This is a genomic window from Actinomadura sp. 9N215 (genome assembly GCF_044326345.1).
In the GTDB taxonomy this organism is placed as follows: domain Bacteria; phylum Actinomycetota; class Actinomycetes; order Streptosporangiales; family Streptosporangiaceae; genus Spirillospora.
In genome coordinates this window covers 116,157-136,730 of record NZ_JBIRBA010000013.1, presented here as the reverse complement: position 1 = coordinate 136,730, position 20,574 = coordinate 116,157, and the positions used below count along the sequence as shown (strand labels likewise).

The window sequence follows — 20,574 nt, the reverse complement described above, 5'->3', positions numbered from 1 at the left end:
CGATTCTTCACGGTTTGATGCCGAGCGAGTCCAACAGGGGCCAGAGCGGGGACATCGCGGTTTCCGGGTCGCGGTGGAATACGCTGCCGCGGACGCGCCAGAAGCGCCAGCCGAGCCGTTCGAGGACGGCCTGGCGGCGCAGATCGTCCTCCCACTGGTCGGGGCCGTGGAACTTGTCGCCGTCGCACTCGATCGCGAGCTTGTGCCCGCCGCCGCGGACGACCAGGTCGATGCGCAGGTTCCCCACGGGATGCTGCGGCGTGACGACGTAGCCGCGTGCCAGCAGCATCCGCAGGACGCGGCGCTCGAACTCGGACTCGCAGCGGGCCTCCAGGTCGCGGGCGAGATCGGCGGAGCGCTGCCCGTCGGCGGCGTAGCGGATCAGCTTCGCCCGCTGGTCCTCCGGGTGCAGCCGGTGCGGCTGGACGCTGTGGAACACCCACATCTGGTCGCGGGCGCGGCTGGCGGCCACATTGATCCGCTGCTCGTACCGCCGGGCGGTGAACGGCGCGCCCTCCCCGTCCGACACCACGCTGATGAAGACGACGTCGCGCTCGTCGCCCTGGAAGCTGTAGGAGTCGCCGCAGCGCAGCAGGCGGCGCTCGTACTCCTCCGGGCCGAGCTTGCCGAGCAGCCGCTCGTCGATGAGCTGCGCCTGGCGGCTCGTCCCGAGCAGGGAGATGACGCCCATGGTCCGGCCGTCGTAGGCGGGGTCGGAGCAGCACTGGACGACCTGGTCGACGACCGCGTCCGCCTCCGCCTCGTTGACGTTCCCGATCGCCAGGTCCCGGCGGACGCCGTCCGGGACGTGCACGGCGCGGACGGCGGGCCCCGGCAGTCGGTCGGCGGCCTCCTCGCGCAGCGGCTGGATCTCACCGCCGTAGTAGTGCTGCGAGGAGAACTCGATGATGCGGGGCAGGCAGCGGAAATGCTCCCGCAGCCGCACCACGCCCGGGAACAGCCGCGCGGACGCGTCGTAGAGGCTCGACTCCATGTCCAGCAGCAGCGCATTGGGGAAGTCCGGCAGGTGGGTGCGGATCAGCTCGTCCACGCGGTCGCGGCGGACGCCCACGGCGGACGGGCTGATCTGCTTGTCGTCGCCCACCACCACGACCTTGTGGCCGAGGCCGAGCAGCCCGATGGCGAACACGTCGCACTGGCTGCTCTCGTCCACGATGACGACGTCGAACGGGGGAGCGGCGGCGGGGTCGAACGACTCGGCCACCCGGTAGTACGGCATGATCCACACCGGGACCGCGCCCATCGCCTCCGGCATCAGCCGCCGCGCCTCCGCGCGCCACTTGTTCGCGTTGACGCCCGTGCCCTTGCCGATCTTGCGGAGCGTCTGCAGCCAGCCGACGAGGGCCTGCCGCTGCGTGTCCCCGAGTCCCCGCTTCATCGCGAGCCACGCCGACCGCCGCGTCAGCTCCAGGGTGAGGCGGCGCTGCTCCTCCCGGACCTCGTCCAGGCGCCGCTGCACCTGCCCGAGGTCGTCGGCGTCGATGATCTCGCGGAGCCAGGTCTCGGCCTGCCGCCACCGCCACAGCGAATCGAGCCGCGCCGGGTCGCCGCAGCCGTCGCCGCCGGTCTCCAGGATGCGCCGCGCCCACCGCGGCGCGACGGCGGCGAGCCGTCCGTGCAGCTCGTTGAGCCGCTCCACCTGGGGACGCAACGCCGCCAGCCGTGCCGCGGTCGCGAGCGCGGCGTCCCAGGGCCCGGCGTCGCGGCGTTCCAGCGCGTTCACCAGGTCGGTCCAGAGGGGGCTGGCGCCGTCCCGTCCCCGGGCCTCACCGAGGAAAGCGGCCAGCGACTCGAAATCCGCGTTCACCTGCCGCTGCCGGACCCGCGCCTGCAACCCGCCGAGCACGGTCGCGAACCGGTGCAGATCGTCCGGGACGGGACGCGCCGGAACCGCGTCGTCCGTGATCACGCGCGCCAGCCGCGAACGCAGCCGCGGCCAGTGCTCGATCTCCCAGGCCAGCGCGGCATGGATCTTCTGTGCCTCCGCGTCGATCCAGATCTCGACCGCGCCCTCGCCCGGCGGGACGGGCGCGCCGAGCGCCGCGACCAGCTCCTCGTGCCACAGCCGGGCGGCCGTCTCGCGGCGCCTGCGCAGCTCCGCGAACGCGGCGATCTTGTCGATGTCGGCGGCCGTCCGCGGCGGCTCGCCGTCCAGCCGCGTCGTCCTGAGGAACTGGGCGAGCCCGCGCTGCACCAGCGGCGACACCCGCTTGCCCTGGGCGAAACGCGCCCGCGCCTGCTCCAGCAGCGCGAGCGTCTCCCGATACGGCGCGGCCGACAGCTCGATCAGCGACCCGGCGATCGTGGCGCGGAGCCGCCCGCATTCCGCGGTGTCCTCGGACAGCCGCCGCGCGTGCCCCGCCCACAGCTCGCGCCACCGCGGATTCTGGACGACCTGTCCCCGCAGCCGCGCCACCCACGGCTCCTGCAGCGTCCCGAGCGTCCGGGCGGCGTGCCCGCACTCCTCGGCCAGCGCCGCCAACTCGTCCGGCCCGACCCCGTCGACGCGGCCGAGATCGGCACCGTGCTCCTGGAGCCCGGCCAGGATCTCGCCGAGCCTGCGCAGCTCGTCCCACCGGGCGGTGAGACCGGAGCCCGCGGGGAGCCGCCGGGCGGGAGGCAGGTCGAGCGTCGCGGCGACCGCGTCCTGCCGCCCGATCCCGGCGGCGAGCGTGTAGAGCTCGGTGAGTTCGCGCACGTCCAGCGGGCACTCGGACGCGGTCGTGAGCGGATCGGGGACTTCGGCGAGCTCGTCCTCGTGCTCGGCCAGCCATTCGGCGACCTCCGCCGCCGTCCGCCGGAACCCGCCAACCTCCAGGCTCTGCCGCTCGCGCTCCAGCGACTCGCGGAGCCGCTTGCGCAGCAGCGCCACGTCCCCCCGCACCTGGTCGAGCCTCTCCCGGAGCGCGGCCGTAGCCCGCTCCTCCCGCTCCTCATCGACGCCATCGGCCGCCGCCGTGATCGCCTGGACGGACCGCTGCAACTCCGTGAGATCCGCCGACGACGCCCCCAGCACCGCCAGCGACAGGTCCCGCAGCTCCGCCGGGATCTTCTCCCGCAAAACGGCGAGCGCCTGATCCTTGTGCGCCGTGACCAGGACGCGCTTGCCGTGCGCGACCAGATGCGAGACGAGGTTGGCGATGGTGTGGCTCTTGCCCGTGCCGGGCGGGCCCTGCACGGTCACGCCGCTGTGCCGGGTGAGCTTGCGGGCGATCTGCTCCTGCTCGTCGTTCGCGGCGAGGGGCAGCAGCAGCCGCTCGGCGACCGGCGCCCAATCCGCGTCCCCGGCCGCGACGGCCTCCCGCGCCGCGTCCTCCCCGGCCGCGAGCGCCACCATCGGGGCGGGCAGCCGCTCTCCATCGGCGACGGCGGCCTTGAGCTGCTCGAAGAACCGCAGGAACATCACCCGGCGCCTGCGGACGAACAACCGCCACGTCGCCGCGACGACCGGCGCGTCTCCGGCCTCCGGCAGCCCCGGGCCCTCGTCGAGCCGGTCGTCCAGCCCGAGCGGCGCGAGAATCCGCCGGTACAGCGCACGTGTCTCGTCCCGCGCCCACGGATCGACGGCCGTGTCCCGTACATGCTCCACGACCGCGTTGAGCTGGTCGAGCCCGGCGATGCCGAGGCCTTGCAGGCAGTCCAGCTCCAGTGCGGGGAGCCCGTCCGGCACGATCGAGATCTCACCGGACCGCTCGTCGAACGCGATCCGAGCCCGCGTGATCAGCAGCGGATGGCACACGCGGTGCCCACCTTGCCTCCACCCCAGAACGCCGTGGCCCCACACCAGCTCATGGGTGGCCTCGTCCGTCCGCATCCGCTGCCGCAGCCGGAACAACGTCTCGTACAGCTGCCGCGCAGCGACGGCGTCCCGCGCCGCCTCCGCCCAAGGCGCCCACACACTCTCCCGCCACCGCTCGAACGCACCGGCGACGTCGTCCGAGACGAGATCATCCGGAACCTCCGGCGGGACGTACGGATCGTCCCGCACCACGCCGCGGAACAGTTCACGCAGCTCAAAGGGAAGCCCGGGCGGCAGCGGCTTCGGCACCTTCCCGACACGCAACCACGCGTCCCCGGCCGCCGCCCCGACACGCACCGCGGGATGGGCAGGCAACTCGTCCGGCGAAGCAGCCACATCATGCTCCCCGACATGCCGGACGGGCTTGGCGTAAACCTCCTGCGCAAGCGCGCTCAGATAGTCATAAAGATGCCCGATCCGCTCCCGCATCACCACGTCCCTGCCTACCGACACCCCGGCATCACTCTCATTTCACCTTAAACGCCGTAAAGCATGCCCAGATGGGACGCACGCCGACCCACCTCGGTTGCCGTCCGCGCCATCGGCCGTGGACCCCTGGTCGCGCTCGTCACTCGACTGACCGGAAGAGGCCCCCTGAATCCGGGCCGATGCAGTTTTGGAAAGCGTCCGCCGGACTTCCAAAGAGCGGGTGGATATGCGGCAAAGCCGCTGACGAGCGAGGAGCGCTGATCGTCATCCCATCCGGGATTTCGGCTGTCCAAATCGACCTTTGCATGCAAACTCACCTCCGACTGGACGTTTTAGACAAGTCTTGTCGCTCTCTCATTCCCGTGGGAAATTTCTGCTGACGCCAGCGACTGGAAGTGAGTCACATCATGGCCAGACCGTGGGAAGCCGATCACGGCGCGGGGTTCCAGCGACGGCTGGGCAAGACGGCCGCCGAGGTGGGAGACAGCCGCACGACTCAGGACTGCCGGAGATCTGGGAGCTGGACAACGGCGACATCGCCGTGATCGGCCGCGACGCCACGGACGCGTACGGCGATCGGCTCCCGCCGGGCGTGCGCATCGGCTCCGACGAGCGCCTGGTGATCATCTCCGGTCGCCTGCTCGCCGCCGCCAAACCGGAAATCAGAGATGCTTGACCGGATTCCCGAGATCCCTGGCGACGAGCTGGATCACGCGGCCTACCACGGTGACTTCGCCCGTCAGGCGGCGGGTCTGCGGGGCGTGGTCTGGAAACTCGAACGCTCCCAGACCTTCCGCGAGGTGGACGATCCCAGCTGGGAGGCCTTCTCCTCCGGAGACTGGCAGCGCGCCTTGGACCTCCTTGAGCAGGACCGCGAGGCCGTGCGCGCCGAGGCCCTCCGCAACAGGCGGCAGGGCTTGAAGATCAAGCGCGTCCGCGTGGTCGAGCGTCCCCTGACCCCGTACGTCCAGTGGGAGCTGTACGCGCTGCGGATGCTCGCGGAGGCGGGTTTCGAGTTGAGCGTGCTCCCGGCCGCCGAACTCGCGTCGCTCGAAATCCAGCGCCAGGTGCCCGAGGTCGTGGTCATCGGCGGGCGCGTCCTGTACGAAGTCCGCTATCTGCCGGACTGGACGCCGAACGGAGCCAAACGCATCAGCGTTCCCGACACGATCAGCACGGCCGCGGCGGAGATCGCCCGCCTGTTCGGCAAGGGCGAATCGCTGCTCGACTTCTTTGAGCGGGAAGTGGCCACGCTACCGGCGCCCGCGGTCTGAACTATTGTTCATGGATGCCGTCCGTTCGCATGGGCCGTAGGAGGCTGAGAAATCTCAGCCTCAGCCTCCTCACCCTTGTGGTCGTCGGCCTCATCGGCGCCTCCCCGTGGGCGCTGCGCGCGTTCGAAGGCCCGACCGCCCGCTGGGAACGGCTGAGCTTCATCGGCCAGACCTATGGCGCGGCATCGGCGCTCGTGGCCGCGGTCGCCCTGGCCGGAATCGTGGCCACCCTCATGTTCCAGGCGCGTGAAACGAAGATCGCACGTGAAGAGGCGCGGCGCATCGCGATAGCCGAATTGCTCAAAATGGCGATGGACGACCCCGACCTCGATGAGGCATGGGGCCCGGTACCGCCGGACGACGACCGCAAGGCCAGGCGCCAGCTCATGTACATCAACATGATCATCTCTGAATGGCAGATGTCCTTCGAGACGAAGGCACTTCCTGAAACGCGCCTGCGAGCCATCTCCCGCGAGATGTTCAGCGCCCGCCCCGGACGCGCCTACTGGCGCGAAGCCCGCCAGGTACGCATGAGCACCTCGGAGACGAAGCGCGCCCGCCGCTTCCACCAGATCCTCGATGAGGAGTACAGCGGGGCTCCCGAGCCGCCACCCGACCGCTCCCGCTCCCGCCGTCCCTGGACGCTCATGGCCGGTGCGGCGGCGGTGGCGGCCCTCACCGCGATGCTCGCCCGCGCGCTCACCCGCCGGACACGCCAGGGACCCGGACGCTGAGCCCGCCCAGAACTGGCTCGGGGTGATGAGGAGGGTGTCGCGGGCGCGGGTCGCCACGACGAAATGCAGGGAGCGGGCTCGTTGCGCTTTTGCCGATGCACCCTCGACATCGACCACTCTCTCAGGCGCGCATCGTCTACCGGAACGCTGCGGCCGCCACCCCGCTTGAACCTATCGACAGTGATGCCGAGCCGAGCCGGGCCGCCGATTCGGTGGCGTTGCAGCGTCGTTCCTCCGCCGAGATCGCCGCAGATGCGCGCGAACTTCTGTCGATTTATGCATCAAATGCTAGTTTGCTGGACGCGCATGTCCCGCCTGCCGGATGATTGTCTTCAAAATTCTTTCGGTCGCTGTTAAATTCTGCCTCCGAACCGCTGCCTTCTCTCAGAGGAGAAGTTGACGGAGCCGGGCGACGAGGTCGCCTTCTCCGCAGATGGTGGGAGGTAGATTTGTCCGAGTCGCGTTCAGGGCGTCTTCTCGACGCGATCGAAGCTCAATTCCGGGAGTCGACCCTCGCGCTCACCGGGCACCAGGGGTACGACGGTCCGCTGGAACTCGGCCGGGCGCGTGCGCTCATGCTCGCCCGCGACACGCCGTCCGACCTCCAGGACGCGGTGTGGACCGAACTGGTGACCCTCGCGCAGGGCGGGGACGAGCGGTGGCAACTCGAAGCGGTCTGGATGATGCTCCCCGGACTTCGCAAGATCGTCAGCCGCCTCACCCGCGGCACCGGCAGCCGATTTGGGGAGATGGAGGCCGAAGTCGTCGCGGGTTTCCTCGAGGAACTGCGGGACGTGGACGCCGGGCGGGCCAAGGTCGGCGCCTTCCTGTGGTGGTCGACGTTCCGTCGCGCCTGGCGGGCGCGTTCCCGCGACGAGCGGGAGATCCCGAGCGAGGAACTCGCTCTGATCGCGGCGGAGCGGGAACTGCAGGACCATGACATCCGGCCCCTCGTCGAGGCCGTCCATGAAGGCGTTCCCTCCGTATCCGAGGCCGACCTGATCAACCGGACGCGTATCGAAGGCGAGCGTCTCGGCGCGATCGCCGAGCGTATGGGTCTTCGCTATCACGCATGCCGGCAACGTCGCGCTCGCGCGGAGGGCCGCCTGGCCGGGTACCTCCTGGTCCGGAACGACGCCGCCCCGGCCGACCCCGGCCATCCCCTTCCGCTGCGTCGCCGAGTAAGGGGAGACGCGGCATGACGATGACGCCCGTAACGGGCGCGGATGGCCCGCTATCCGGGAAACGGCCGGGCCACGTCATTCCCGTGACCTTTCCCGAGCTGTTCGATTTGCCGACAGTCGTCGATCTGCGGACCGCCGGGCGCGCTCTGGGCATCAGTATCGGCACGGCCTACAAACTCGTGCGCCGCCATGATTTCCCCTGCCCGGTCATGAGGTTGGGCCACCGCTACCAGGTCCCCACCGCCGGGCTCCTGAAGGCGCTGCACATTGATGCCGTCCCGGTCTACGGCGACCACGTGGACGACGGTGCGGACTTCGCCGCCCGGACGGGTTGAGCACCCACGAAAAGAGGAAGGTGACCGACAATGCAGACCGCGAACGCAACCACATCGCAACCCGACGACACCCGGATGGGGACGAGGCACACCATGACCTGCCGCCGGAACGTCTCCTCACGGTCATGGACGTAGCACACTGCCTCGGTATCAGCCGTGATTCGGTTTTCGCGCTGCTGCGGACCGGTGAACTCAAGTCGCTGCTCATCCGGAAACGCGCACGCAGGATCACTCCTGCTCAACTCAACGAATACCTCGCCGACCTTCAACAACGCCAAGCCTGACCGGCCACCGCCACCCTGCGGTGCGCCGCTCACAAGATTCGTCGTGAGAGGACGCAGAACGGCCCCTGGCGAACGCCAGGGGCCGTTCTGCGTCGTGGATATGGCCTTGTTGAACATTCGGCGGACGATCCGACGCCGCGCGGCGCATCGCCCGCCGTCGGGTGGTGCGCCTCGGTCCGGTCGTGCCGGGATCATGGCTTGAGGCGGGCCCAGACCCATTTGCCGTTGGACGGGTCGGGGGTGTGGCCGTACTCGATGGAGAGGGCCGCAACGATGGGGAGCCCCCGGCCGCCGGTGTCGTCCCACCCCTCTTCGGAGTCGTCGAGGGGGTCGATCGTCAGGTCGGCCACCGGCCGTGGCCGCGGAACGTCCGGACTGGAGTCCCACACGGCGATGAGGACACCGGCGGTGTCGCGGCTGCACTGGTACCGGATCTCCTTGCCGGGCGTGGCGGCCACGGCGTTGGTGAGCAATTCCGATGCGATAAGGAATGCATCGTCCAAAATGTGCTCATAGCCCCACATGTACAGACGTGTTTGGGTGAGCTGGCGTGCCATGCCCGGCGCTGCCTTCGAGGCCGGCATCGGGACCACCAGACAGTTCGGCGTCGCGATCATCGTTCGCCCGCCCCTTCCTGGAAGGTTTCACGATTCGTGCCTCCAGGATCACCACCGGTGACTAGAGTGGGCTGTATTCGTAAACATCTCAACCCCCGGGAGATGTCGATGAGTGCAGCGGACGAGCTCGATCCAGCGTCCTCGCTCTACGCCTGGCTGGCCTACGACCTGCGGTTTTACCGCCAGAAACGAGGGATCACCGGTACCCAGGTCGGCAAGATCATTCACTGCGTCCGATCCCACGTTTCAAACCTGGAGGCGGGCCGGGCCTGCATCGACCTGGACCAGGCCAGGGCCCTCGACAAGGCATGGGAGACAGGAGGGCACTTCGAGCGCCTGCTGACGTTCGCGCGGTCGCTCCACAGTCCGGACTGGTTCCGCCAGACCATCGAGTACGAGGTGATGGCCAAGGTCCTCCGCATCTACCAGGGACAGATCATTCCCGTTCCTCTCCAGACAGCGGGCTACGCTCGCGCTGGCCTATCCATGGCGCGCGTCAACGACATCGAGAAGGCGCTCGCGGAGCGCATGGCGCGACAGGAGCTGATCACCGGCAGGGAGGATCACCCCCTGATCATGATTCTCCTCGACCAGGACGCGCTGGACCGTCCGGTGGTAGGGCCCGACGTCATGAGTGCCCAGCTCCAGCGCCTGCTGGAGCTGGGCGAGCGTCCGAGGATAAGCATCCGGATCATCGCCCGATCGGCCGGTTGGCACCTCGGGCTGAACGGGCCGTTCCAGGTCATGAGCCTGGAGCGCAGAGACGTCGCCTACACCAGTGCGTTCCACGGTGGCCGGCTGGTTCAGGACCCTACGGAGGTTCGCGAGATCGCCCTAGACTTCGAACTGATCGGGGCGAAAGCCTTGTCCGAGGGCGATTCCCGTGCCCTGATCGAACAGATCATGAAGGAGTTCGCATGACGATCACCTGGCGCAAGAGCTCGTACAGCGGTGCTTCCACCGACGAAGTGTGCGTCGAGGTCGGCGACCTGATCAGCGGCGTTGCAATCAGGGACTCCAAGGATCCGAATGGTGGGCGGCTTGATGTGACCGGTGCGGAATTCGCGGTGTTGGTGGGACGGATCAAGCAGGGCTTGCTCGACCGGGTCTAGCCGACTTGAGTCCGGTCTCGGGGCGGGCGGCTCGGACGCTCGCCCCGAGACCGGCAGTGAATGGGGACGGGGAGCCGTTATCGTCGGTTTGGGACTTGTTGCCGTCCGTCCCCGCCGGGCGGAGAGATTCATCCTCGCCCTCGGGAGTCGTGTCATGCCCCTCGAACCTCGTTTCCGGCGGGTGGCCGCGTTGCACCGGCCGTTCGTGGACAGGGAACAGGTGATGGACGCGTTCGGCGAACTGCTGGACGACCACCTGGAAGCCCCTCGCGTGTTCAACGTGGTGGGGGTCGGCGGCATCGGCAAGTCGCGGTTGCTGCAGGAGCTCAGGCAGCGCTGCGCTGAGACGTGCCGGACGGCGACGATCGACCTCCAGGTCCCGGCGATGCGGCAGCAGGAGGACGCCCTCGCGGTCCTGCGCGTGGAACTCGGACGGCAGGGCGTCAAGTTCGACCGTTTCGACATCGCCTACGCCGTGCTGTGGCAGCGGCTGCATCCGCACCTGCGGCTGTCGTCGCGTGACCTTCCGTTCGTGGACCAGAGCGAGGCGCTCTCCCAGATCCTCGACGGCGCGGCGGGCGTGCCGGTCTTCGGCACCGGCGTCGGGCTGCTGCGCCTGCTCGGCAAGGCGACGACCGGGATGCGGCAGCGGCACCGGATCAAGGCCGACGAAACGCTCAGCCGGTTGGACGACCTGACCAACGCCGAGCTGGCCGACGCGGTGACGTACCTGTTCGCCGAGGACCTGCGGGACGGCTCCGACCGTTCCTACGTCGTCTTCGTGGACGCCTACGAGGCGCTGGTCCCCGCCCCGGCGCGGGCCGGACGGTCCGCCGCGCAGGACGTCTGGCTCCGGGATCTGATCGCCCAGCTCGACCGCGGGGTCGTGGTCGTGGCGAGCCGTGAGCGTCTCGGCTGGGCGTCGCACGACCCCGGATGGGCGGAGGTGGTCCGCGTCCAGAGGGTGGACGGGCTGCCGATGGAGGCCCGGCTTGAGCTTCTCGCCGGCGGCGGCATCGCGGACGAGGCGGCGCGCCACGCCATCGCGACCGCCAGCCAGGGGCTCCCGTTCTACCTGCACCTGGCCGTCGACACCCGGACGACGGCGCGCCAGTCCGCCGCGGTGTCGTCGGAGGAGATCCTGAACCGCTTCCTCACCCACGTCGCCGCCGACGAGATCCGCACCCTGGAACTGCTGAGCGTCACCCGCCTCTTCGACTTCGAGATCTTCCAGGCGATGGCGGACGCCTTCGACCTGCCCCGGCACCGGATGGCGTGGGAGTCGCTGACGGCGTACTCCTTCGTCTATCCGGCCGGAACTCGGGGCAACCGCCTGCACCAGCTCATGAAGGCGGCGCTGTACAAGCGGCTGTCGCAGGAGACCGTCCGGGACGTCCAGGCCCTTCTCAAGGACGTGTGGGACGCCCGTGCCGCACAGGACCAGACCGCCGAGGACGGGGTCGCCACGAAAGTGCGGGCCGTGCGCGAGGCGGCGTTCTGCGGCCTGCACGGCGGCGCCTTCACCGGCGCGGACATCCTGGCGTACGCGGACCGCGCCATGCTGTACGGCGGCAAGCAGGGAGTCGACGGCGTTGCCCGCGACCTGCGCGAGTACCTGGACGCCGGTGAGGGGAGCGCCGAGCTCGCCCAGACGGCCCGCTGCCTGGACGCCGAGTCGGCGGTCCTGCTCGGGGACGCGGAGGCCGCCACGCGGCTCACCCCGTCCATCGACTGGTCCCTGCACGACACGCCAGGAGCGCGTCTGGCGCTCGCGGGCGCGCACGGGCGGCGGATCGCGGGCGCCACCAGCGAAGCCCAGGACCTCTTCCGCCGGATCTGGAACGAGCATGCCGGTCCCGTCCGTCTGCGGGCCGGTTTCTGCGTGGCCGACCTGGACATGTGCCAGGGCCGCTTCGACGACTCGCTCTCCATCACCGAGCAGATCCTCGCCGATGCGCCAGACGACGATTTCGTGCTTCGCGGCGACGTGGCCCGGCTCCAGCATCTCGGGCACCGGTTCGCGTTCGACCTCGACGCGTCCGGCCGCGCCCTGGAGACCGCGTCCGACCTCTACGAGCGGGCGGGCGCCGTGATCGAGCAGGCCAACATCCAGACCAACAGGGCGGAACTGCTGGCCTGGACCGACCCGTCGAGCGCCATCGATCTCGCCGCCGACGCCATCAAGACGCAGTCCGAGCTGGGCGCCCACCATGAGATCGGCAAGGCCTACACCGCGCTCGCCGTCGCCCAGCTCCGCCTCGGGCAGCACGCCCCGTCCGCGGCGTCGTTCCAGACGGCCGCCGAGGCCCTGGACCGGGCGCGCTACCGCTCGGGCCGGGCCCGCGCGGAACTCTTCCGCGCCTTCCTGCACGCCCGCACCGGCGAGCCCGCCCGGGCGGCCGCGTCCGCGCGCTGGGCGGTCGCCGAACTCGTCGGCGCCGAGGTCTACCCCACCCTGATCATGGTCGGCGGCCTTCTGCTGGACGCCTTGGACGCCGCGGGCGACGACATCGGCGAGGTGACCGGTCGCGCCCGCGCCCAGATCCGGCCGCCCGGCCTGCTTGCATCGTTGGAGATCCGGGCGGGGGAACTCGTGACGGCACTGCTGGAGGGTGCGTGACCTGGCGGGAACTGTACGAGCGGGCGCGCGCGCACGGCGACTCCGCGACCGGGTACTACAACGACAACATCCGCGTCGACACCCCCGACGGGCCGGTCATCGTCCGGATCCCGATCCGCGGCGCCGACATGATGGATCTGCGGCCGTGGCGCGAGGACCGGGTCCTGACCGCCGTTTCCCCGCACGTCCGGCATGCCCCGCGCGTGCTGCACACGTCCGCCGACCCGCCGTTCCAAGTGCACGAGTTCATCGCCGGCGATGTGCTCAACGACGTGGCGCCACGCGGCGTCGCCGTTCCCGCCCACGTGCTGGACGACGTCATCCGGCTGTTCGTCCAGCTCGCCCGCGTTCCCCGGCTGCCGGACGTCCCCGAGTCCTGGCCGGCCGACGGGGACACGACCGCGTTCGCGCGGCGCCTGTCCGCCCTGACCCAGCGCGTGTACGACACCTACAGCGCCCAGTACGCCGATCTCTTCGCCGCGCTGGCCATCCCGGCCGACCCCCTCGCCCCGGTGGGCGACCTCTGGCGCGGCCTCACCGCGCGTCCCTTCACCTGCGTCCACGCCGACGTCCACCGCCGGAACATGATCGTCGGCGGCGGCACGACCACGTTCCTCGACTGGGAGCTGGCGCTCTGGGGCGACCCCGTCTACGACCTCGCCGTGCACCTCCACAAGATGGGGTACCTGCCAAGCGAACAGAACACGCTCATCGAGCGCTGGGTCTCCGTTTCGTCGCGCGAGCACACGGCCAGCTGGAGGCGGGACATCGCCGCCTACCTCACCCACGAGCGGATCAAGTCGGTGATCGTCGACTCGGTCCGCTACTCGCAGCTCTTCGCGCGGAACGGCCCCTATCCGTACCCGGAGGATCAGCTCATCAGAACGATGACCGCGAAGGTCAACGCGGCGAGACGGCACTGGGACCAGCCCGACCTGATCGATGCCCGCACCGTCGAGGCCGCTCTGCGCGCTGGATGATCAGCGGACGCGGGCGGGCCATTGTTTGCGGGCGGGCTCATTGTTTGCGGGCGGGGGCGGGGTTTGGGGGGCCGAAGGCGGCGAGGACGGGGCCGTCGCCGGGGCGCGGGCCGTACCGGAGCAGGATGAGGCGGCCGTCCGCCCAGTACAGCCGCGCCTCGCCCCTGATCATCGCGTCGATGCCGGTCATCGACTCGGACACCGTCATCAGCTCGGTGTCCTTCCCGGTCCGCGGGTCGAGGGCCAGGACGGCGCTCGGGTCGCCGGAATACCCCCGCTTGCGCGCGGGGACCGGCGGGTGCGCCGCGATGAGCCGCCCGCCGTGGAAGCCCACCGGGACCAGCTCCGCCCGGCCGGTGACCTTGCTCGTCCACAGGTCGCGGCCGCTGGCCAGGTCGTAGGCGGTGACCTTCTGCGGGCCGAAGTCGTCGGTCTTCGCGCGCAGGTACACGGTGGTGCCGCTGAGGACGATGCCGTCGCACCGGGTGACCTCGCCGCTCGCGCAGTGGACGCTCCGCTGGCCGCTGTACTTGTCCAGCTTCACCCGTCCGGCCGGAGCACCGGCGTCGTCGAGCATGAGCACCTGCGTGGTCTCCCCGTCGTAGGTCTCCCCGATGCCGATGACGACGGGGTCCGTGGAGAAGATGCCGGTCACGCCGATGTCCTCGCCGAGCGGACGGGTCCAGCGCGGCCGCCCGTCCGCCGCGCCGAGCAGCTGGACGGCGCCGGACGTGCCGCCCCCGCACGTCTGCTCGGCGACCAGCGCCCGCCCGCCGCCGACGGCCGAGTACAGGCAGCCGTTGAAGAGACCGATGCGCCGCCACAGGGGCCTGCCGTCCCGGAGCCGGAACGCGTTGATGCCCTCGTCCTCCCGCTGCACCGCGACGGCGCCGTTCGCGATGACGACCTGGGTGCCCTTCGTCCCGCTGGAGTCCCACAGCGGCAGCGGCCGCTGCCACACGGCCTTCCCGCGCTGGACGTCCACGACCTGGACGCGGTCGCACGTGCCACCCCCGGCACCGTGCAGCACAGCGACCCGTCCGCTCGCCATCTGCGTGGACGCGGCGCAAACGTCCCCGGGGAGCGGCACCGCCCACCGCTTCTTCCCGTCCGCGATCCCGTACCCGGTGACCTGCCGCCCGGCGGCGATCGCGAACACGTCCCCGGACGGCCACCCCACCGGCCCATGCGGCTGCAGCGGCGCCGCCTTGGCGTCCAGCCACCACAGCAGTTCGCCCTTGGGACCCGAAGACTCCTCACCGCCGAACACGACGCTCCGCACGACCATGACCGCGACGAAGATCATGAACGCCGGAAAGGCCAGGTAAATCAGCCGCCACTTGCCCCACGCCTTTGACGGCGGAGGAGGAGCCAGGTAAGGGGAGTCCGTAAATTGCGAAGGCATCCGTAGTTCCTATGACCGCTCGAAGAACAGTGATCCGGTCGTGCCGGCGACCCGGGTCTCGTTAGGCTTGGATTTCCAGCATGTCGCTGAATGGCGGGCCGATCGTCCCGGCGGGGGCCGGGCGATGCACCGAACTTTCCTACCACGGTCGCCGCCCGGAGTGCCGTGGTCTGGACGAGACTCTTCCGGTTCGGGCACCGGCCCCATTGTTCTCAGCCTGGGGCGAGCGATCATCTGGCCGCGGCCATCTCCGGCCGCCGCGCGGCTTCCGCGCTCGCCGGCGAGGGGCTTTCCCGAATGGGCGGCAGGAATACTAGTCGCGGCTCGACGAGGGGCATCGGCATACTCGCCGACTTGGAACCCAACGAGTCACTCAGGGCATGATCCCCGGGGCGTCATCGGCGGGCGGCTCATTCGTCTACCCGCCCGGTCGACCCGCCTGCTCGACCCGCCCGGGACGTTCGGTCAGGGCTCGCTCCGGCAGCAGCTTGACCGGTCGGTGGTGAGGCCGCCGGCCTTCGCGCGCCGACCAGGTCGAGCCGCCGGTCGCCGGTGCCGGAATCGGACAGGATCTCTCTGCCCGGTCGGGTTCCGATGCCGGGGCAGGTCGGTGTCGACCGTCCTGTGCACCGCTGGAGGTCGTCCGCTCGGCGCCGCGCACGTCCGGGGACGCGGGCCCGGCGCAAGTGCGGCGCCCACCCGGCGCGACGGAATCTTTCCTGTCTCACCGCCCCGCGAGCATCTCGGCCCGGCGTGCGACGAGCCACTCCCTGGTGTAGTCGACGACCTCCTCGATGAACCGCTCCAGCTCGGTCGCGGAGAAGTCGGCCTCGGCGACGAGGAAGAGCAGGATGTGGGCCTTGATGCTCAGGACGGCCGTCAGGTCCTCCGGCTCGTCCTCGTCCAGCGGAGACGTGTCGACGGCGCGGCGGATCACGTCCTCGACCACGAGCGGGTTGATCAGGTCCGCGTCCTCGCGGCTGATCCGGAAGTCGGTGACGAAGCGCATGATCTCCGCCGCGGTGGGGGTCGCGGGGAACCTCCGGCGCACCGCGACGCTGAACGCCCCGAGGAGCAGCGACACGTAACCGGCCGCGGTCTCGTCGTCCTCCTGCAGCTCGCGTTGCAGCGGCGCCCACGCTTCCGGCCCTTCCAGCAGGAAGTACCGCAAGGCCAGGATGTTGTTATCGCGAATCTCAACGAGCGAATAGTTCATTGATCCGGGTATCTCTTTCGCCTCGCTGCCGTATCGAACAGTGCGCTCGCCGAAACCGAATCACAGTCGGGAGCGCCGCCATCGTTGGCGGTTCGTGATTTGTGGTGGCCTTGCCCTTCTTACCACGGTCGTTGTCGGGGTCCGCGCTTTGTTCGTAAAGTTCTCGCGGCCCGGTGCGGCCACCGCGGCCACCCTGCGCGGTTGTCGCGCCGCCGGGCGATACGGGGCCACTCGCCCTTCGACGTCCTTTCCTGGGTCGTTCGCGTCCATGACGGCCTGCGAGTTGTGACCCATTGCGAGGTGAGCCTCACTGGGCGGTCCCGTCCGATCGCCGCCCTGTGGGAGAGCCGCCCGCGTGGTGGGGGGCCATGGTGATCTCGTGGTCTCGGGACGGTGCGGGCCACCGCGAACGGGCCCCCAGGCCACTGCGGGCGGTGGCCACGGGGGCCGCGGACCACCAGGCGCCGACCTCGTCAGCCCGATTTCCGCAGACCCGCAATTCCAGCCTCATCTTTTAGATTGTTGGGGTTTGGTGTCCCTGCCATGATGAGTTCGTCAGTGTCTGCCGCTCTGCTTGGACGAAAGGGTCCGTCCATGGGGGAAGACAGCCCGCCGTCGGGTGTCGATGTCACGGTGCCCAACGTCGCTCGGATGTACGACTACTACCTGGGCGAAAAGGACAACTACGCCGCCGACAGAGAGGCAGCCGAGAAGGTCATCGCCGTGCTGCCGGGATCGCCGGTCGCGGCGCGGGCCAATCGGGCGTTTCTGATGCGGGCCGTCCGGTATCTGGCCACGGAGGCGGGGATCACGCAGTTCCTCGACCTGGGCGCCGGACTGCCCACCCGGAGCAACGTGCACCAGGTGGCGCTGGCGGCGAACTCGGACGCCCGCGTCGTCTACGTCGACTGGGACTCGATGGTCTGCGCGCACAGCCGGGCGCTGATACGCGATCCGGGCAACGTCGGCGTGATCGAGGCGGACCTGCGGCGGCCGGACACCGTCCTGCGGCACGAGACGACACGGGAGCTACTGGACTTCAGCCGTCCGGTGGCGGTGATCCTGGTGTCGATCTTGCATTTCGTCGACGGCGCCGACGACCCGTGGGCCATCGTGGCGGAGTACCGCGACGCGACCGCCGCGGGGAGTCACCTGGTCGTCTCCCATCTGACCGGGGACCTGGTGGAGAAGGCCCGGCCCGAACAGACCGAGCGGGCCAGGGAGATCTACCGGCGCACCGCGAGCCCCGTCCACCTGCGGACGCATCAGGAGATCGAGGACCTGTTCAAGGGGGACGACCTGGTCGACCCGGGGCTGGTGTGGCTGACCGACCGGCGTCCCGACGAGCCCGACCCGGACGGATCGGACGTCGTCCGGCTCACCGCCCCGCCGGAGCGGACGGTCGAGGAGGCGCCCGGCTACGGCGGCCGGATCCCGGTGTACGCGGGAGTGGGCCGCAAACCCTGACGGTACGAGGAGGCGATGTGCCCGGGTTGTCCGACATCGATCTGTCCAAGGGTGCCTTCTGGGCCGCGCCGTACGCCGATCGCGCGGCGGCGTTCCGCGTGCTGCGGCGGGAGAGGCCGATCGCGTTCTTCGCGGAGCCGCGGATTCGGTGGGCGAGGCCGGGGCCGGGCTTCTACGCGGTGACGCGCCACGCCGACGTCGCGGAGGCCAGCCGGAGGCCGGAGGACTTCTCCAGCGCCGAGGGCGTGATGGTGTTCGATCGGCCGCCGCGGTTGATGGAGTTCTTCGACTCGATGATCAACATGGACGATCCGCGGCATGCCCGGCTGCGCCGGATCGTGTCCCGGGCGTTCACCCCGAGCATGATCCAGCGGCTGGACGCCCAGATCCGGCAGGTGGCGGCCGAGATCGTCGACGGGCTGCCGGAGCACGGCACGTTCGACTTCGTCACCGACGTCGCCGAGCGGCTGCCGCTGACCATCATCTGCGGGATGATGGGCGTCCCGGAGAGCCGGCACCGGTTCGTCGCCGAGCGCACCAACATCATTCTCGGCGCGGGCGACCCCGAGTACACCCCGGACAGGACGGAGACCGAGCCCGTCACCCTCCTCACGGCCGCCGCCGAACTGGCGGACATGGTCAAGGACCTGGCCGCCGAACGCGCCGGCGCCCCCGACGGCGACGATCTGACGTCCAGGCTCGTCAACGCCAATGTCGACGGCGAGAAACTGACCGGCGGGGAACTCGGCTCCTTTTTCGGCATTCTCCTGCAGGCCGGCAACGAGACCACCCGCACGGCGATCTCGCACGGGCTCATGCTCCTCACCGAGCATCCGGAGCAGAAACGGCTGTGGGCCGGAGACTTCGAACGGTACGCGGCCACGGCGGCGGACGAGATCGTCCGAGTCGCCTCGCCCATCATCTACATGAGGCGCACCGCGACCCGGGACTGCGAATTGAACGGCCACCATTTCAGCACGGGCGACAAACTGCTCCTGTACTACTGGTCGGCCAACCGCGACGAGACCGTGTTCGACGACCCCGACCGGTTCGACATCACCCGTTCGCCCAATCCGCACCTCGGCTTCGGCGCCCCCGGACCGCACTACTGCCTGGGCGCGCATCTGGCGCGCAGCGAGATCACCGCCATTTTCCGGGAACTGCTCAGCCGTGCGCCCGCCGTCCACGCCGCGGGCCCTCCCGACCGGCTGCGGTCGAACTTCCTCAACGGCATCAAACACTTACCCGCCTCCCTCTCGGACGGGGCCGCCTAGAGGAAGGCGCCGCTCCCGGGAGGCGATCCGGCTCTACCGGAGCATCAATTGCCCATACGCCGAACGCGCTGAAGCGGCGCTTCGCGAAGCCGCGAACGGTGGCGTCCAGGAGCTTTGCGCACTAGCTCGGCTGGTCTGGCAGGGAGACGAGGAAATCCCGGATGGCCGGGGCGGCGACGTCGGCGAGTTCGGCGACCGTAGCGAAGGATCGGTCGTGCGCGATGGAGGTGGCCGCGACGGCGCTGACCCGGTCGCCGCGCGGGATGGCGTCGCGCACCCATCGCCCCAGTCTCAGATCACAGGTCCATATCGGTGGTCTCACGGATCCCGGGCGTCTGTCAGCGGGGGCGGGCTCAGCTGTCGTCCTCGTGTCGGAGGTCGTCCGGGTCGTCGAGGGGGGCGCCGAGAAGGCCCGGGGTCAGCGACTGTCCCGGAGCCGTCATCCCGGCCAGCGCCGCCTCGAAGTGCGCGTCCGTGAGGGCCTCGACGGTCTCCGCCTCGCGCAGCGCCGTCAGCACGGCGCGGCGCAGCATCTCCTTGATGAAGGACGCGGTCACCCCCTCGGTCGCGGTGACCATCCGGTCGAGGTCGGCCTCGATCCGCAGGTCGCGGGCGTACAGCCGGAGCAGCCGCAACCGGCCCGCGGCGTCCGGACGGGGAATCTCCACCGCCAGGTCGACCCGTCCTGGCCGCTCGGTCAGCGCCCGCTCCAGCACGTTGACCCGGTTGGTGGTGAGCACCATCACCACGTTGGCGTCCTCGGCGAGGCCGTCCATCGCGTCCAGCAGGGAGAACAGCAGCGGGGAGCTGTCGTGCGACTCGCGGCCCTCCGCCACCAGGTCCACGTCCTCAAGCACGATCACAGCCGGTTGGAGCCTGCGGGCCAGCGCAACCGCCTGGTCAAGGAACCGCACCGCGTGACCGGTCAGCTGGACGACCGTGTACCCGGACAGCCGGCCGATGAGGTAGCGGACCGTGTGCGTCTTCCCGACCCCCGGCGGCCCGTGCAGCAGCAGGCCCCGCTTGAGATGCTGCCCGGCCGCCAGCAGCCGCTCCGCGTGCTCGGCGATGCCCACGATGTGCGACTCGATACCCTCCAGGCGCCCGTCGGGCAGGATCACGTCCGTCGCGGCCGGGCCCTGCCGGGGCAGGAAGGTGACGAGTTCGTTCTCGTTGTGCTCGCTGGCGGTGAAGCTCACGAAACGGCCGCGGAGCACGTCGTGCTCGTCCTTGAGCCGATCCACCTCGTCCCGCACGGCCCTGGCGGTCGCCCGCTCTTTGGCGAAGACCGTCAGCACGCATTGCTCGTCGTAGGCGGCGGTGCTCTGCATCCCGACCACGATCGGGGTGCCGTCCGGGCCCGCGGTCGTGACCAGGCCGAGCTCGACGACCTCCATGGTCTCCGCCGCGCCGGTCGCCGCGGTCGCGTAGTCGGGCCGGCCGAGCTGGAACCCGCCGGTGCGCAGAGCTCCGGTGAGCATGCTGTCGAGGCTCTCGAAACGCCGGTCTGCGCCCGAGATTCCGAACCATTCGGCGTCCGGCGAATGCCCGGCGAGGTAGGCGTCGATACCGCGCTGCAGGCTGGCGTGCTCCCAGATCCTGTACGTCTGCTCGACCGTGAGGACGTCGGGGAACGGACAGCCGAGATGATCCGTCAACCGGGTCACCAGCGGCGATCGGGCATTGGCCTCTTCGACCTGCTCCCCGGCCGCCCTCAGCAGTCGCTGCACGCTGGCCGCCAGCGATCGCGCGCCGGCCAGGTCGAGCTGCCGGTCGCCGGTGCCGGAGTCGGACATGATCCCCCCGATCGGTCGGGTTCCGTG

At 70.0% G+C, this 20,574-nt stretch carries 18 protein-coding genes; 12 read left to right on the top strand and 6 right to left on the bottom strand.

From position 1 onward, the window contains the following. Positions 1 to 7: 7 nt before the first annotated feature. Positions 8 to 4,273: an AAA domain-containing protein gene (locus tag ACH34T_RS22415; RefSeq protein ID WP_395994154.1), complete on the bottom strand. Its 4,266-nt coding sequence runs from the start codon at positions 4,271 to 4,273 to the stop codon at positions 8 to 10. 517 nt (positions 4,274 to 4,790) lie between these two features. Here ACH34T_RS22415 and ACH34T_RS22410 point away from each other — a divergent pair. The 6 genes from ACH34T_RS22410 (at position 4,791) to ACH34T_RS22385 (ending at position 8,060) form a co-directional block, all read left to right on the top strand. Then, positions 4,791 to 4,925: a hypothetical protein gene (locus ACH34T_RS22410; protein ID WP_395994153.1), complete on the top strand. Its 135-nt coding sequence runs from the start codon at positions 4,791 to 4,793 to the stop codon at positions 4,923 to 4,925. Continuing rightward, positions 4,918 to 5,523, top strand: coding sequence for a DUF6879 family protein (locus ACH34T_RS22405; RefSeq protein ID WP_395994152.1), 606 nt, complete (start codon positions 4,918 to 4,920; stop codon positions 5,521 to 5,523). Before ACH34T_RS22410 ends, ACH34T_RS22405 begins: the two co-directional genes overlap by 8 nt. 14 nt (positions 5,524 to 5,537) lie before the next feature. Continuing rightward, positions 5,538 to 6,257: a DUF6082 family protein gene (locus tag ACH34T_RS22400; protein WP_395994151.1), complete on the top strand. Its 720-nt coding sequence runs from the start codon at positions 5,538 to 5,540 to the stop codon at positions 6,255 to 6,257. Positions 6,258 to 6,832: 575 nt separating this feature from the next. After that, a complete protein-coding gene (locus tag ACH34T_RS22395; protein ID WP_395994150.1) occupies positions 6,833 to 7,459 on the top strand; it encodes a hypothetical protein in 627 nt (208 codons plus the stop codon). Then, positions 7,456 to 7,776, top strand: coding sequence for a helix-turn-helix transcriptional regulator (locus tag ACH34T_RS22390; RefSeq protein ID WP_395994149.1), 321 nt, complete (start codon positions 7,456 to 7,458; stop codon positions 7,774 to 7,776). The genes ACH34T_RS22395 and ACH34T_RS22390 overlap by 4 nt, the downstream gene beginning before the upstream one ends. A gap of 20 nt (positions 7,777 to 7,796) precedes the next feature. Continuing rightward, on the top strand, positions 7,797 to 8,060 hold the full coding sequence (locus ACH34T_RS22385; protein WP_395994148.1) for a helix-turn-helix domain-containing protein: 264 nt from the start codon (positions 7,797 to 7,799) through the stop codon (positions 8,058 to 8,060). A 191-nt stretch (positions 8,061 to 8,251) separates the two neighbouring features. Here ACH34T_RS22385 and ACH34T_RS22380 read toward each other — a convergent pair whose 3' ends face one another. Further along, positions 8,252 to 8,677: an ATP-binding protein gene (locus tag ACH34T_RS22380; RefSeq protein WP_395994147.1), complete on the bottom strand. Its 426-nt coding sequence runs from the start codon at positions 8,675 to 8,677 to the stop codon at positions 8,252 to 8,254. A 108-nt stretch (positions 8,678 to 8,785) separates the two neighbouring features. Here ACH34T_RS22380 and ACH34T_RS22375 point away from each other — a divergent pair, with 108 nt between their 5' ends. The 4 genes from ACH34T_RS22375 to ACH34T_RS22360 all read left to right on the top strand — a co-directional run bounded on the left by ACH34T_RS22375 (position 8,786) and on the right by ACH34T_RS22360 (position 13,389). Beyond that, positions 8,786 to 9,598: a helix-turn-helix transcriptional regulator gene (locus tag ACH34T_RS22375; protein ID WP_395994146.1), complete on the top strand. Its 813-nt coding sequence runs from the start codon at positions 8,786 to 8,788 to the stop codon at positions 9,596 to 9,598. Further along, positions 9,595 to 9,789, top strand: a complete 195-nt coding sequence (locus tag ACH34T_RS22370) for a DUF397 domain-containing protein (RefSeq protein WP_395994145.1) — start codon at positions 9,595 to 9,597, stop codon at positions 9,787 to 9,789. Before ACH34T_RS22375 ends, ACH34T_RS22370 begins: the two co-directional genes overlap by 4 nt. Before the next feature lie 154 nt (positions 9,790 to 9,943). Continuing rightward, a complete protein-coding gene (locus tag ACH34T_RS22365) occupies positions 9,944 to 12,409 on the top strand; it encodes a hypothetical protein (protein WP_395994144.1) in 2,466 nt (821 codons plus the stop codon). After that, positions 12,406 to 13,389: a phosphotransferase family protein gene (locus ACH34T_RS22360; protein ID WP_395994143.1), complete on the top strand. Its 984-nt coding sequence runs from the start codon at positions 12,406 to 12,408 to the stop codon at positions 13,387 to 13,389. Before ACH34T_RS22365 ends, ACH34T_RS22360 begins: the two co-directional genes overlap by 4 nt. Positions 13,390 to 13,426: 37 nt before the next feature. Here the strand turns inward: ACH34T_RS22360 and ACH34T_RS22355 are convergent, their stop codons facing one another. Together ACH34T_RS22355 and ACH34T_RS22350 are read right to left on the bottom strand one after the other, a co-directional pair. Then, complete coding sequence (locus ACH34T_RS22355) at positions 13,427 to 14,794, bottom strand: PQQ-binding-like beta-propeller repeat protein (protein WP_395994142.1); 1,368 nt, start codon at positions 14,792 to 14,794, stop codon at positions 13,427 to 13,429. Between the two features lie 724 nt (positions 14,795 to 15,518). Further along, positions 15,519 to 16,010: a hypothetical protein gene (locus ACH34T_RS22350; protein ID WP_395994141.1), complete on the bottom strand. Its 492-nt coding sequence runs from the start codon at positions 16,008 to 16,010 to the stop codon at positions 15,519 to 15,521. A 594-nt stretch (positions 16,011 to 16,604) separates the two neighbouring features. Between ACH34T_RS22350 and ACH34T_RS22345 the strand changes: the two genes are divergently transcribed. Together ACH34T_RS22345 and ACH34T_RS22340 are read left to right on the top strand one after the other, a co-directional pair. After that, positions 16,605 to 17,477 (top strand): SAM-dependent methyltransferase, encoded by an 873-nt coding sequence (locus tag ACH34T_RS22345; protein WP_395994140.1) that lies wholly within the window; start codon positions 16,605 to 16,607, stop codon positions 17,475 to 17,477. Positions 17,478 to 17,494: 17 nt separating this feature from the next. Beyond that, positions 17,495 to 18,751: a cytochrome P450 gene (locus ACH34T_RS22340; protein ID WP_395994139.1), complete on the top strand. Its 1,257-nt coding sequence runs from the start codon at positions 17,495 to 17,497 to the stop codon at positions 18,749 to 18,751. A 121-nt stretch (positions 18,752 to 18,872) separates the two neighbouring features. On the opposite strand, the gene ACH34T_RS22335 is transcribed toward ACH34T_RS22340, so the two are convergent. Together ACH34T_RS22335 and ACH34T_RS22330 are read right to left on the bottom strand one after the other, a co-directional pair. Continuing rightward, positions 18,873 to 19,028 (bottom strand): hypothetical protein, encoded by a 156-nt coding sequence (locus tag ACH34T_RS22335; protein WP_395994138.1) that lies wholly within the window; start codon positions 19,026 to 19,028, stop codon positions 18,873 to 18,875. 76 nt (positions 19,029 to 19,104) lie between these two features. Continuing rightward, the gene (locus ACH34T_RS22330; protein ID WP_395994137.1) at positions 19,105 to 20,547 is read right to left on the bottom strand and encodes an ATP-binding protein; all 1,443 of its coding nucleotides are present in this window, start codon (positions 20,545 to 20,547) and stop codon (positions 19,105 to 19,107) included. Positions 20,548 to 20,574: the final 27 nt, after the last annotated feature.